This is a genomic window from uncultured Marivita sp. (assembly GCF_947488135.1).
GTDB lineage: Bacteria > Pseudomonadota > Alphaproteobacteria > Rhodobacterales > Rhodobacteraceae > Marivita.
Genome location: NZ_CANKYW010000007.1, coordinates 231,042 through 244,324, shown reverse-complemented (window position 1 = coordinate 244,324; position 13,283 = coordinate 231,042). Strand labels below are relative to the sequence as shown.

The following is a 13,283-nucleotide window of genomic DNA, read 5'->3' as shown; positions in this document are numbered from 1 at the left end:
ATATTTGTTCGTCGTCTTGCTCATGATGCTCCATCCTACTCAAGAGTTGGAGCCTCCGGCAAACCCGGAGCGGTTCAAACCGCTACGCCATCGAGACGGTCGGAAACCCTGCCTATCCGCTTGAGCTGTTCCAACGGGTTATCACCGTCAGCCTCGAAACTATGAAGATCGTGCGCGGTCTCCCGAAACTGGAGATCGAGGCATGACGGTATTATCGCCCTATAAGCTGCTTTCGCCTGTCTCTGCGGGCGAAAGCGATGACCTTCTGAAAGACAAGTCACCCGACGAAGGCATTCGGCGCATTCAGGCGCTACTCGCGGATTGGCTCAGGATGGAAAACGTGGTGGTTCTGACGGCAGCAGGTTGTTCTGTCGGGTGCGGTGGTCGTCTCATGGCAGGTCGGAAGGCCAACAACCTTGAATGTCTAGTACTTGAAGCTGTTGCTCAGACGCCTGTCCCCGACTCCGCGAAAGCCGTCATTCGCCATCGCATCTCGGGATGGCCAGCGGGAGATGACGGTCCGCTAGGTTTCGAAGACTGGCTCAGTTACCTTTTCAATGTTTCGGGACTGACCGCATCTGATCAGTCGCCCATACAAAATATTGAATGGAAGGGAACGGACGTCGCTGGTGCCGACGAGCATCTGAGTATTGCCGAAGATGACCTTGCGGAACTGCAAACGCGGATCGAGAAGGCGATATTTGCGGAGTGTGCGCTACAAATCGACCGTAGCGAGTTGTCAGGTGCGGATGCAGAAAGTTCGTCAGGTCATATACCATTCCTCGCAAAATTGAGTGCCCGCGATACAAATCTTGGTCGCACTCATCTCTTCACGCTCAACTATGACACACTGTTTGAGCAGGCTATGGAAGAATTGGGAATTCAATATTTTGACGGATTTTCAGGAAAGACTAGCTCGAGGTTTGATCCCGCCGTCTACGGCCTCGATATCTACTATCCTGGCGATGTCGCAGAAGGACGCGTCAGACGCTTCGACAAGTTCATGCAGTTCTATAAACTACATGGCTCTCTGCACTGGTATGTAGATGAAGCGGGTATATACAGAGCGCGTCATCGCGATCTTTCCTTCGCGGCCGCATATCGTGAAGCATCGGCGCAAGACAAAGCTCTCGCACTCGAATCTGAAGCGTTCTCGGGCATTGAGTCTTTCGGAATTCTACCGACTTCACAGAAGTTTACCCAAACACTGGGGATGCCTTACGCGCATCTCTTTCGTCTTTTCCACGCACGTCTGAATCAGCCTCAAACCTTCCTGCTTGTCATGGGGTACGGGTTCGGGGACGAGCACGTCACACGCATCATTGAAACCGCTCTTATGAATCCTTCACTTGTAATGCTCGTTGTCGAACCGAACCCTGACAGTGAGATTGTGAAGCGGATTCGCCGATATCAGAGTCTCGGCCAACGGGCATTCGTTCTAACCGAGCGATTGGTGGAAGGGCAGGGCTGCTCCTACAAAACAGCGACTTTTGCCGATTTCGCGCGCAACGTCATGCCCGATGTGAAGTGGCTCGATGACTACAAGCGTCTGCGCATGTTCGAAGAGCAGATCAAGAAGACGGATGACCGTGAGCCACAAGGTGGCGCTGGGGACGATTGATGGAGCAGCCTCGCGTCATCGGTCATGTCGTTTCCGTCAATGGCTTCCGTCTGAAAGTCGAGCTATCGCCTGATGCAAAGTCATCAGCCCGCGCTACGCCTGATGGCGTACAACGTGCCGTCGCGATCAATTCCTTTCTGACCTTTGATCTCGGAGCGGGGTCGCACGCCATTGGTATTCTAAGTGACCTTGAAGCCCGAGAGAGCTACGATCCGACACGAGATGAGGAGCTATCTCTCGAACTGACGAAACCACGGCGCATCGCGTCGGTACAGCTTTTAGGCACTGTCAAGCAGACCGCACCACGTGCGTGGAAGTTCGACACTGGAATTACCGTCCTCCCGACCCTAGATACGCCCGCCGAAGTCGCTGACCCAGACGTGTTGACGGGCATTTTCGCACATCCTCCCAAGCGAAACCGCCCCGCAGGTAGCGAAGATGAAGACTACGATTATCCGTTAGAGATCGGACACCAAACGGGTGATGAAAACACGCGCATCAAGGCTTCGTTCAACGACCTGTTCTCACGACCGCTTGCGGTTGTCGGTAACACTGGCTCAGGTAAATCCTATACCGTCGCCAGCATTCTTCGCGGCATCATCGAACTCGAGACCTTCAGTGTCGTCGATGATGCCGAGCCGCACATCTTCATCCTTGATATTAACGGGGAATATGCTAACGCCTTCCTCCCCGAAGAGAGTGCGGCATATGCGCGCGAACCCAATAGGGTTTATCTGAACGGAAAAGAATTTTGCCTACCCGTCTGGCTCATGAACGGTGAGGAAATTTGCGACTGGCTTCAGGCATCGGAGGCGACGCAAGAGCCCGTCTTGAAAGATTGGTGGTCTATTTCAAAAGCTTCACGCACTGGTGCAGGGGCGTACGATCCGCTGCAAGTTGCGATTGGGAAGATCGACTCAGCACTTCAATGGCTCGATGATCCGCGTTCACCCGCTGGTGGCAGCTTCGACGTCTTTATCGATCATGCAGCGCAATACGCATCAGTTATCGATTGGGTTGAGTTCGGGCGTCTCGCTACCTGGACGCCTAGTTCAACAGATCAATGGCGCAAGGTATCAAATGACCGCGTTGTGCGGGATCGGCTTGTAGAGATACGCACGGAGCTACTTGAGACGATATCTGCACGACAGCATGAAGGGATCAACTTCGCGAAGACCGCCGACTCTCCGCGATTTGTGCCCGTTCACGAGTTTCGCGATCCGAACCTTGTAGACCGCACCACGGATCAGGAAAGCAGCAAGAAGATTGATCAGTACCTGTTGACGTTAAAACTGAGATTGCGGACGCGCCTTGATGACCGTCGGTGGCAGTCATTTTTCTCCTACGAAGATCAGAATATCGAATCTTTCGAAGACTGGATCAAAGCTCTCGGTATCTCGCAGTCGGACGGTATGCGCGTATCAGTTTTGGATTTTTCGATGCTTGCGGCCGAAGTGCTGCCTTTTGCCTGTGCCTTGCTCGGGCGGCTTCTACTTGAAACCCGAGAAATGCTGCGTCCTGAAGTCCGTAGCCGTTATCCATGGGTTCTGGTTCTGGAAGAAGCCCACAATTACGCGCGACCACAAGGACGCGCCGAGGACAGAGGACACAGTTTGTCTCGTCGCGCCTTCGAACGTGTGGCCAAGGAAGGTCGCAAGTTCGGACTTTCGCTAATCGTCGCAAGTCAGCGACCTAGCGAGGTCAGTCCGACGATTGTTAGCCAATGCGCGAATTTCTTCTCCCACAGGCTTCAGAATCCCGACGATATTGACCATTTCAGGCGCATCATCCCAAGACAGGCGCAAAGGCTGCTTGATCAGGTGACTGTTCTAGCTTCGGGTGAGGCTATCGTCTTTGGGAGCGCGTTTCATGTGCCCTCGCGCGTTCAGATCAACCTCCCGTCAAAAGAACCCTGGAGCGCGACGGCAGCGCCATACGTTGATTGGGCAAAAGCTGATGCATTTCCATTGGATGATGTCATCGAACATTGGGGGCTCGGTAGTGACAATGGCTCAATGCCGCCCGAACAACCCGAAGAGGAAGTCGCTGCTGCTGCGGATACAGCATCATCTGACGATCTCGATGATGAAATACCCTTCTGAAAATTCACTTGAACTTGGCGCACCCCTTCGGGTCGGGCTGTCGTGAACCGAGCCCGCCTGTAGCGGTCTCGGCCATGCGGCTTCCATCCCTTGCGCGGGCCTGATGCCAGCCCTGGCAGGCTGACTTTCTCTTTCTTGTTTTGGGGTCTGCGACCCCCTTCGCCGTCAAGACCAAGCCCTTCGCATGGGCTTTGGGCGCAGTCAGCGGTCTCCCCATCCTTCCGCGCTTTGCTTGTGCAGGATGGGCGATCCCCCACCGCTGCCTGCGGTCTGTGACGGTCTCCCCCCTCTCTTCGCCAGAGGGGCAGATCGGTTGCATGCGCAACCGATCAAAGGAGAAAAGGAAGTGAAACAAGACGTTTACCAGAAAGTTACAGACAAGATCATCGCCGATTTGGAGCAGGGCGAACTCACATGGCTGAAGCCGTGGAGCGCTGGCAACATGGATGGGCGCGTGACCAAGCCCCTGCGCCATAACGGCCTAGCCTATAGCGGCATCAACGTTCTGATGTTGTGGGGCGCGGCGATGGAGGCGGGCTATTTCTCCCCGTACTGGATGACCTACCGCCAAGCCCAAGAGCTGGGCGCACACGTCAGGAAGGGCGAGCGCGGCAATTCCGTTGTTTATGCCAACACCATCACGAAGCTAGAGGAGCAGGACAACGGCACGGAGGAAGAACGCACCATACCGTTTATGAAAGCTTACACCGTCTTCAATGTGGAGCAGATCGAAGGCTTGCCCGAGCACTACTACGTCAAGCCCGAGCCTGTCATAGACCCCGCGCAGCGCATCCCCCATGCCGAAGACTTCTTCGCGGCGACAGGCGCGGACGTTCGGCACGGCGGCAATCAGGCTTTCTATAGCGGCGGCAGCGATCATGTGCAGATGCCCGTCTTCGAGTGTTTCCGCAGCCCCGAGGCGTACTATGCGAACTTGGCGCATGAGCTGACGCACTGGACGAAGCACCCCAAGCGCCTTGACCGAGAATTCGGGCGCAAGAAATGGGGCGATGAAGGCTACGCCCGCGAAGAACTTGTTGCCGAACTTGGCGCGGCGTTCCTTTGTGCCGATCTTGGCCTGACCCCCGAGGCTGGCACAGATCATGCCGCCTATATCCAGAGCTGGCTGAAGGTGCTGAAGGACGATAAGCGGGCGATCTTCTCGGCAGCCGCCCACGCCCAAAAGGCAGCAGACTTCCTGCATGGCTTCCAAGCCCAGACCGAAACAGCAGAAGGAGTCGCCGCGTAAGCGGCGGCTCCGCTACGGCGGAGGGCACAACAATGGCACAACATACAACCGTATGGCGCGGGATTCAGATCGAGATAACATTCGCGCCCGAAGCGTTCGGCATGGTCGATCACATTGAACTGCGCACCGAGAGCAGAGCGCCGTTGCCCGTCACCGAGACAGGCTACCGCTCGCACTTCACGCACAAGGGCACGGTGACGGGCTACGGCGGCGCAGTCGCTATTGTTACCGCATGGCTCGATCACGAGGCCGTGCGCACAGGCTGGCGCGGGGCGCAACTTTCCTTGTTCTAAAATTTTCGGCTGGCCTCTCGGCCAGCCGCTTCCTCTAAGGGGGAAGAAGAGTCAGGAAATAAGTGGAATATAAAAATGACATCCTGTGCGCGCGCGTGGTAACATTTCTAAGTATTTAGTTTGCAAAGATTTATTGGTGATTGTTTTGATTCAGAAAAGAATATGGCTGTTGTCCGTCTTGATTGCCGCTAGTATCGGCCTCACGTTCCCAATAGTCGGCACGGCAGGTGAAAGCGCTACCGCCGATGCGACCGCCAGCAGTCAAGCAATTACGCTTCCTGAAAACACAAGCGTTGACGTCGCCAAGCTCTCAAAAGCCAAATCATTGAAGCAGCTTTTGGCATGGGCTGGGAAAATGCGAGTTGGTTCGACGGAAGATCAGCAGGCGTTGAGTGCGGCAGTCAATGCTCACATGATGAAGTGCTGCGCAAATTACAAGGATGCGATATTGGAGATAGAGAAGGCGGGTTTCGGCGCGCCACGAAGCATTTTGAAGAACGTCCGAAAGAATCCAGAGCAATTTATGGTAAAGGAAAGCGACTTTGATCAAGCACTTTATGCATATTATGCAAAATTGAAATGGCAAGCGCCTGAAGGATTCAGCTTTGGCCAAATACTATTCTCAATCATACCCGTATCTCGCCAGTGTACGATCTATCTATATTTTAAGAATTCGATGCTGGTTGAGGCAACAGCGGTGATGCATACTGACGCTATCTGACCAGCATGCGAGCAACAGAAAATTCGCGGCTGACCTCACGGCCAGCCGCATCAGGATTTAGAGACCTGGCGCACGGGTCGCCAGCTCATCTTCGATAGTTCGCATCGTCACAAGCGCTTCGCGCTGTTCCTGCGAGCCGCGCGGGGCGGCAGTGAAGGCGATGAACGCTTCTTTTCGCAGACCGTGCAATTCAGGCGTGCTTAGCGTTGCTGCTTCAAATCGAGAGACAAGTTTCATGTCATCCTCCTTTGGCTTCAAGGAGGCTCCGAACCATTCAGAGCCTTTCGGCTCGCACACACATCATCTCGGCCAATGAAGGCGCTGATGGTTCGGCACTGACGCTTGAACGTCATAGGCGGATGCGCAGGGAGCGCGTCTACGGTTTGCGGCTGCTATCGCCCAAAGCACCACAGGATTGATCTCGGTTGATCGGAAAGAAGCGGCATCGGCTTTGCCCGCCGTCACAATGTGCTCGCCAAGGGCAACGCCAGCGTTTCCAGATGTGGATTATCGCCAGAAGATGCGCGAGACACGAAGCAGGGCATGACGGATGCGGCTGGCTGAAGGGCAGTCGCCGTTATTCTGACCGCGTAACTCTCACCCCTTTGATTGGGGCGGACTTGCTTTGAGGACACCCAATAATCGCGCTGCGATTTCCTTGACCGAACGCGGCACTGCCTTCAATGGCCTGCCCGCACCACCTGGCTGCGCCAGCCGTGTTGACCATGAATCCCGAACCTTTGCCTTCGGCCTGACGGGAGGGCGTTAGCAAGCCACCCCAAACAAAGGAGATGAGATTATGGCATGCGAGAAAATGAAAACTACGAACACCGCCCAGCAGCCCCTAAACGCACCCGACCTTCTGGCCTGGCACGTCACGCAGAGAGGCGAAAAATCCTTCTGGAACAAAGTCGGCGCAGCTTGGGCGCACAAGGACGGACAGGGCTACACGCTTCAGCTTGAGACTTGCCCGATCAACGGACGGATCGTCCTGCGGGCTCCGCTCGAAGATACCCCGCAGCAAAACGAAGGGCGCTCCTAGAGCGCCCTTTCAAAACCAAGTAAAGCTTTTCGGGATGCTGATTAGGTTAAAAGCAATTTTAAATACATCAATAAGATGATATCGTTTTCCTTTTTTAAAAGGAATTTTCATGAAGGTTACGCTGAAAAAACAATCCACTGGTCAGTATAAGCAAGTAAAGATAGGATTTAGCTGGACGCTATTGATCTTTTCTCCTTGTTTCGGCTTTCCTCTCTTTATGAGGGGGCTTTATGCGCTTGGGGCGCTTATGGCCTCTATGTGGGTAATTTACATCTTTGTGGATATGTATTTTGGTGGCGCTGCAATACTTTTGCTGCAAGTTTGGCTTGGGTTCTCGGGCAACAAGTTGTATGCGGAAAAATTATTTCAAGATGGATACGTAATCGACAACTATGAATCGCCCGAGGCACGGCTGGCGATGCTCAAATGGAACCTGTCCACTCCTAATATCGCGGCGATATCGGAAAACAACATTCCTGACCAGAAACCCACTCCAGTCACAGTTAATTCGAATGTGGCAGATGAAGGGCATGCATCCCCCGATGCAACAAAATCATCAGATCGAAAGTATCTCATCGAAGCCATTGTTGGGATACTCATCCTAATCTTAGTGATTGGCGCAGTTCTCTACTATTTATCACCGAAGGATATGAGTGAGAGCGGCTCAGCTTATTCAAAGTGGAATGACAGCACTAATCGCCCTGGATACCCGCAGAATGCGGAATCTTACCTCCGAGATCAAAACAAGGGAGAGGAGGGCGCAGGAGTCATTAGCAATAATTTTTCCTGCGACTGCGAAAAGCAGAGGTGTGTTGATATTAGCGACAATTTTGCTGGCGATGGCTATAAGCCGAAATTAATCACGCTACAAGGTCGGAAAATTACAAAGAAGGGTTACCATGATTATCAGGGAGAGTTCGAAACTCCTGTGCTTTTGCTCGACAAGGTGACTTGCTTCCTCGGTCGGCAAATGCTTGATGGAATGGACGAGCTTAGCAACGTTTCCTATCCCGCAGTTTCAGAAGTGCAGATGGTGATAAATTGGAGTGAACTCCCGCAGGAAAAGAAAGATATAATTTCAAGTGAAGACGAAATTGAGGTGTCTGGAACCATGTTCCCAGCATTTACTATGTGGCACATTACTCCCGTCTTGCTGAGTCTGGAAGAGGTTAAGGCGACAGATGCAGAAAGGGATGTCATTGCTAAGGAGTCGCCAAAGCCCGCAATCAAGGCGATGAAGAATGTGTCTGGCTTTATAGTAGGTGAGCCTCGCGCGGTCTATGAGCCTGGCGATATCAAAAATCATGTCATCCTTGGCGATGGCACGAGCGTTGTTGTGACTGGTGAGGTGGAGGATAATGGATTGTACAGGTTGCAGGTTGATGGCTATTCGTCTCCACTATTTGTTCCCAAATGATCGGTTGCCTTATTCCAATAGCATCTAACTACGGCTCGAACCCATGCCTGCGGTGCGGGCGAGGTGCGCGTTCGCGGCCTTCTTCGCGGGTTTTCTCGCGCTTGCGCGTGGGCGTGTGATCGGGGGCATGCCGATCATTACGCATGTAGTGCGCCACGTCTTCGCGTAGCCGCAACAACTCGTCTTGCGCAGCTTCCCGCTGCGCTCGTATATCGCGCTGGATAACCTGCCGCTCTTCGATCTGCTTGAGGATCATCGCGTCCTTTTCTGCGCGGTCGCGGTGCAGGGCTTTCAGCGCTTCATGTTCATTCTGCGCTCGAACCTTGGCATATTTGCCAGTCAGGCGATGCCAGATGCCCGAGAACCCCTTTGGAAGACGTTCAGCCCGCTTGCGGGTTTCGGCCTGCCAGCGCTTCTCATGGGCTTCTGTAAGCTGGCGGCGCTCTTTCTCATGCCGCCCGACAATCTCCGCCTTGCGGAAGTCGATCTGCAACGACCGCCGCGCCGCGTCCCGTTCGGCCTGCTTGATGAATTCTTGCAGCTTGGCCGTCATACGGCCAGCAATGTCGGCCTTCACCTGTTCGACCGAACGTAGCTCTTGCGGATCGCCGAGCTTCGCGGCCACGTCCTTTGCCTTGACGCCGCTGTAGCGGGCTAGGGCATAAACCTCACCGCGATAATCGACCGCGACAAAGCCGCGCCGATCACCTCTAGCGAGCCAGAACCCGCGTTCCTTGAGCGCCTGTTCGAAGGCTGCGCGATTGTCTGATGTTTCCCAGACAGTCTTGAAGACCGCTTTCAGCTCCTTTGCGTCAAGGCCAGCCCGCTGCGCTTGCTGCCATTCTTCGCGCGTGAAGGTGAGCGGGTCGCGCAAGCTGCGATCTTCCAAGCCGCGCGGCATTGCCCAGCCATGTTCAAGGTAGAGCTGGCGCGATACGTCCCGCAGCTTGATCTTGTAGTGGCTGAGGTTCAAAGCTCGCATCCGCTCGCTGTCGATCCGTGACCAGACGGCATGAGCGTGCCGCCGCCCGTCTTTTTCGTGGAAGACAATGGCGCGGGGCTGGCCTTCCAGCCCAAGTTTGGCTTCTACTTGCTCTATTGCCCTTTCGAAGTCCCCAATGGACGCATCCGCGCCTTCAGGCGGGTTAAAGCTCATGGAGAACAGATGCCTCTCGCAGCGCGTTCCCCGCGCAATGGCATCGGCTTCTCTGAATGCCTCGACCAGATCATCACTGATGAATCCGCGCACGTCATGGAGTTCGACGTGTTCATTATCTCGCATTGCCAGCAGGTAGCGGGCGAGCTGCGGGGCATTGCCACGCTCTTTGGCTTTCAAGATCATGGCTAGCTCCCTGGCGCTTTGCCGAGAGCGGCCAAGAGCGCCGCCCGCATTTCCGAGATTTCGCGGCAGGCTTCCTTGATTTCGGCTTCGGTCTCAGGCGTTACAGGCAGGGAGCCCGTGTTTACGGCTTTTGCGAGCTGGTTCATGTTTTGGGACAAGCGAGACTGACCAAGCGCCCCAGCTATGCGGCCAAGGGCTTCCTTGTCCTGAACAGGACTGTTGCCGCGCTTCTTGCGCGGTGCAGCATCAACACCGAACAGACGCTCTCGGATGTAGGCGGCAAGAGACTTGTCGCCCCGTTCGGCATCCAGCCGCGCCCGTTCTTCGTAGGTAAGTCGGAGCGAGAAGGGCGGCGTATAGGCCGCCTTCTTTGCCTCGGCTTGTGCTAAGTTATTGAATTTACGGCTTAGGATGCTCATTTTCGCACCCCAGACGCTTAGCGTCTACTGATGCGAGATGGCGCTCCCATTCGGCCAGCGCCTCAAACAGAGTGTTCGAACTTTCTCTGTCGAGGTGCGCCATTCTCGCTCCAAACAGTCCGAGATCATCCGATCCGATTGCTCCTCTGCGCGGCGTGACGTACCACTTCGGTATGAAACATGCGGTCAAGATCGACTCGGCGGAACTGCGGATGGTGCATCTGCCATTGTTGACGCCCTTCGTCATTTCCACCGGAACGATGACACACAAGACCTTTCCGTTGTTGATCCTTCGGGGGGGAGGTCTCGAGGCGGTGGCCGAAGGGGTGATGGATCCGCTGCCGGACTACCTTGAGGAAACCACCGCCGGCGCAGTGGACCTGTTGCGCAATGCGGTTGTGCCAAAGCTGGTTGGCGAACGGATCACGTCTTCTGCGGATATCGCGCCGGTGCTGGCACCGTGGCGGGGCAACCGGATGGCCAAGGCGGTGGTAGAGATGGCGGTCTGGGACCTGTGGGCCAAGGCATTGAACCAGCCCTTGTGGCACCTCTTGGGGGGCGTTCGGAACCGGATCGAGGTCGGGGTGAGCCTTGGCATCGCGCCGCTCGACGTGACGCTGGACCGGATCGCCGAGGCGCAGGATCAGGGCTACCGGCGGATCAAGCTGAAGATCAAGCAGGGGCATGACCTTGCCCTGCTGGCCGGTGTGCGCAACGCGTTTCCTGACATCAAGCTGACGGTGGATGCGAATACCGATTACGCCCTGTCCGACCTTTCGACGCTTCGTAAGATGGACGCGTTCGACCTTGATTATATCGAGCAACCGCTCGCGTTTGACGACATTCTGGATCACAATCAGGTGCAGGCGGCGCTGAAAACGGCGATCTGTCTGGACGAGAGCATCCGCACCGCCAAGGACGCCCGGATCGCGCTTCAGATGGGCGCGGCGCGGGTCATCAACATCAAGGTGGGTCGCGTCGGAGGTTATGCCGAGGCGCGGGCGATTCACGATGTCTGTGCTGCCTTCGGCGCGCCGGTCTGGTGCGGCGGGATGCTCGAAAGCGGGGTGGGGCGGGCGCACAACATCCATCTGGCGACGATGCCGAATTTCACCAAGCCGGGCGACACGTCGAGCGCCAGCCGGTATTTCGAACGCGATATCGTCAACGAACCGCTCGAGGCGGCGGATGGTCTGATGTCAGTGCCGCCGGGGGCGGGGATCGGCGTGACGCTGGATTATGCCTATCTCGATCAGGTCTCCGAGGTGATCGAGGTCTGGACGGCATGACCGATCTGGTGCTGCGCGACCTTGCCTCGCTGGCCGAGATGAAGGCGGCGGAAGCCTTCCAGCGGCGCGTCTGGGGCGATGACGATCCGGCGGATAATTCCGACCTTATGTTGGCGATCCAACATGAGGGTGGGCTTGTGGCCGGGGCTTTTCATGGCGATGAGATGGTTGCGTTTCTCTTCGGTTTTCCGACCAGTGACCCCAAGGCGCAGCATTCGCACCGATTGGGCGTGCATCCCGATTGGCAGGGGCAGGGGCTTGGTCTGCGGATGAAGCTCTATCAAAAAGATTGGTGCCTTGCGCGCGGCGTCACCCGCGTGCGCTGGACTTACGATCCGGTGCGCCGCGCCAATGCCGTGCTCAACATCGCGCGGCTGGGGGCTGTGGCGGGCGTGTATCACCGCGATTACTATGGCCCGATGGAGGGGATCAACGCGGGCGTGCCATCGGACCGGGTGGTGGCCGACTGGGACCTGACCGCAGTGCCTTGGGCGGGGGAGGCGGACCAGCGCGTATCTATCCCGCAGGATTTCGCCGCATTGGTCGCGACCGACCTCGGCGCCGCGATTGCGGAACGCCTGCGCGTGCGTGCAGCCCTTGAGGCCGCGTTTGCGAACGGGCTGCGCATCACCGGCTTCGACCGCGCCGCCTGCGCGTACCTTCTGACGCGCGCTTAAGCGGCCACCGCCGCACAGGGCGTGACCGCTGCCGCAGGCCGCTCGCGGCTGTTCCGCACGGCGACTCGTGCGCCCCTCAGATCGCGTCGCGGAACGCGGTCAGGAACGCCTCGGCGTTGTTTCTGAGCGACGGGCCCAGATAGCCGCCTTCCTGGATCAGCACCGTCGGCAGGCCCATCGCGGCGATGCGGCGGGCCATTTCGGCGAAGCCTTCGGGATAGACATTGACCGCCGCCAAAGGGTCGTCGGCGGCCATGTCAAAGCCGAGCGAGATCACCAGCGCCTCGGCGCCGAACTGCTGGATCGCGGCGATGCCCCGGTCGAGCGCGGCCATCACCTCGGCCTCGCCATCGCCCATGTTCAGCACTTCGTTGAGCGTGGTGCCTGCGCCCTCACCCTCGCCGGTCTCGTCCGCGTAACCCAGATAGAAGGTCGGATAGACCGCCGGATCGGGATGCAGCGAGCAGAAGAAGATGTCGCCACGGTCATAGAGAATATCCATCGACCCGTTGCCGGTATGCACATCCACATCCAGAAGCGCGACCTTGCCCCATTTGTCCCGCATGTGATGCGCCGCGATGGCTGCGTTGTTGTAGAAACAGAACCCGTTGGCGCAATCGGTCATCGCGTGATGCCCCGGTGGGCGGCTGAGGCCGTAGGACGCGCGTGCACCCTCCATCACCTCTTTCGCCGCCGACAGCGCGGTTTGCGCCGACCAGTAGATCGCCTGATAGGTGTCGGGCGTCAGCGGGGTCGAGGTGTCGGTCATCCACCAGCCCATCGCGCCGTTGATGTCCTTGGGGCAGCGTCCGCGCCGCGTGCCGGGATGGCGTGTCGGGATGCCCAAAGCGCCTTCCGGGGCCTCGGCCAGAAAACGCTCGTAGGCGTCGGTGAAGAAATCGACGTAATCGGGATCGTGCACCGCCTTGATCGGACCCACGCCGAAATCCTCCGGCGCCTCGACCGGGAAGCCGTTTTCCAGCAGCATGTCGCGGATCAGAATAGCGCGCTGCGGCTGTTCGGGGTGCGGCATCGGCGCGCCGCCGCGATAGTAGACCTCGGGCTTGTGGCCCAGTTGGCGCTCGTCGAAAAAGGCTTTCATGCGGGTGGT

Annotated in this window: 13 protein-coding genes; 9 read left to right on the top strand and 4 right to left on the bottom strand. The window is 56.8% G+C overall.

The annotated features are described in order from the left end of the window. Positions 1-202 precede the first annotated feature (202 nt). The 5 genes from Q1B16_RS18355 to Q1B16_RS18335 all read left to right on the top strand — a co-directional run bounded on the left by Q1B16_RS18355 (position 203) and on the right by Q1B16_RS18335 (position 5,986). Positions 203-1,621, top strand: coding sequence for an SIR2 family protein (locus Q1B16_RS18355; RefSeq protein ID WP_299792328.1), 1,419 nt, complete (start codon positions 203-205; stop codon positions 1,619-1,621). Further along, on the top strand, positions 1,621-3,723 hold the full coding sequence (locus Q1B16_RS18350) for a DUF87 domain-containing protein (protein WP_299792325.1): 2,103 nt from the start codon (positions 1,621-1,623) through the stop codon (positions 3,721-3,723). The genes Q1B16_RS18355 and Q1B16_RS18350 overlap by 1 nt, the downstream gene beginning before the upstream one ends. Before the next feature lie 346 nt (positions 3,724-4,069). Continuing rightward, positions 4,070-4,972, top strand: a complete 903-nt coding sequence (locus Q1B16_RS18345; protein WP_299792322.1) for a zincin-like metallopeptidase domain-containing protein — start codon at positions 4,070-4,072, stop codon at positions 4,970-4,972. A gap of 32 nt (positions 4,973-5,004) precedes the next feature. Then, a complete protein-coding gene (locus tag Q1B16_RS18340) occupies positions 5,005-5,265 on the top strand; it encodes a hypothetical protein (RefSeq protein WP_299792319.1) in 261 nt (86 codons plus the stop codon). A 136-nt stretch (positions 5,266-5,401) separates the two neighbouring features. Next, positions 5,402-5,986 carry a hypothetical protein gene (locus Q1B16_RS18335; protein ID WP_299792316.1) on the top strand — a complete coding sequence of 195 codons (585 nt, stop codon included), beginning with the start codon at positions 5,402-5,404 and terminating at the stop codon, positions 5,984-5,986. A 57-nt stretch (positions 5,987-6,043) separates the two neighbouring features. On the opposite strand, the gene Q1B16_RS18330 is transcribed toward Q1B16_RS18335, so the two are convergent. Further along, positions 6,044-6,223, bottom strand: a complete 180-nt coding sequence (locus Q1B16_RS18330; RefSeq protein WP_299792313.1) for a hypothetical protein — start codon at positions 6,221-6,223, stop codon at positions 6,044-6,046. A 577-nt stretch (positions 6,224-6,800) separates the two neighbouring features. Here Q1B16_RS18330 and Q1B16_RS18325 point away from each other — a divergent pair. Together Q1B16_RS18325 and Q1B16_RS18320 are read left to right on the top strand one after the other, a co-directional pair. Next, positions 6,801-7,028, top strand: coding sequence for a hypothetical protein (locus Q1B16_RS18325; RefSeq protein ID WP_299792310.1), 228 nt, complete (start codon positions 6,801-6,803; stop codon positions 7,026-7,028). Between the two features lie 109 nt (positions 7,029-7,137). Beyond that, positions 7,138-8,445: a hypothetical protein gene (locus tag Q1B16_RS18320; protein WP_299792307.1), complete on the top strand. Its 1,308-nt coding sequence runs from the start codon at positions 7,138-7,140 to the stop codon at positions 8,443-8,445. A 28-nt stretch (positions 8,446-8,473) separates the two neighbouring features. Here Q1B16_RS18320 and Q1B16_RS18315 read toward each other — a convergent pair whose 3' ends face one another. Beyond that, entirely contained in the window at positions 8,474-9,787 is a 1,314-nt protein-coding gene (locus tag Q1B16_RS18315) for a relaxase/mobilization nuclease domain-containing protein (protein WP_299792304.1), read from the bottom strand. Positions 9,788-9,789: 2 nt separating this feature from the next. Beyond that, positions 9,790-10,206 (bottom strand): hypothetical protein, encoded by a 417-nt coding sequence (locus Q1B16_RS18310; RefSeq protein WP_299792301.1) that lies wholly within the window; start codon positions 10,204-10,206, stop codon positions 9,790-9,792. A gap of 173 nt (positions 10,207-10,379) precedes the next feature. Between Q1B16_RS18310 and menC the strand changes: the two genes are divergently transcribed. Together menC and Q1B16_RS18300 are read left to right on the top strand one after the other, a co-directional pair. Continuing rightward, the gene (gene menC, locus Q1B16_RS18305; protein ID WP_299792298.1) at positions 10,380-11,495 is read left to right on the top strand and encodes an o-succinylbenzoate synthase; all 1,116 of its coding nucleotides are present in this window, start codon (positions 10,380-10,382) and stop codon (positions 11,493-11,495) included. Beyond that, complete coding sequence (locus Q1B16_RS18300) at positions 11,492-12,172, top strand: GNAT family N-acetyltransferase (RefSeq protein ID WP_299792295.1); 681 nt, start codon at positions 11,492-11,494, stop codon at positions 12,170-12,172. The genes menC and Q1B16_RS18300 overlap by 4 nt, the downstream gene beginning before the upstream one ends. Before the next feature lie 76 nt (positions 12,173-12,248). On the opposite strand, the gene Q1B16_RS18295 is transcribed toward Q1B16_RS18300, so the two are convergent. Next, a complete protein-coding gene (locus Q1B16_RS18295; RefSeq protein WP_299792292.1) occupies positions 12,249-13,274 on the bottom strand; it encodes a histone deacetylase family protein in 1,026 nt (341 codons plus the stop codon). Positions 13,275-13,283 lie beyond the last annotated feature (9 nt).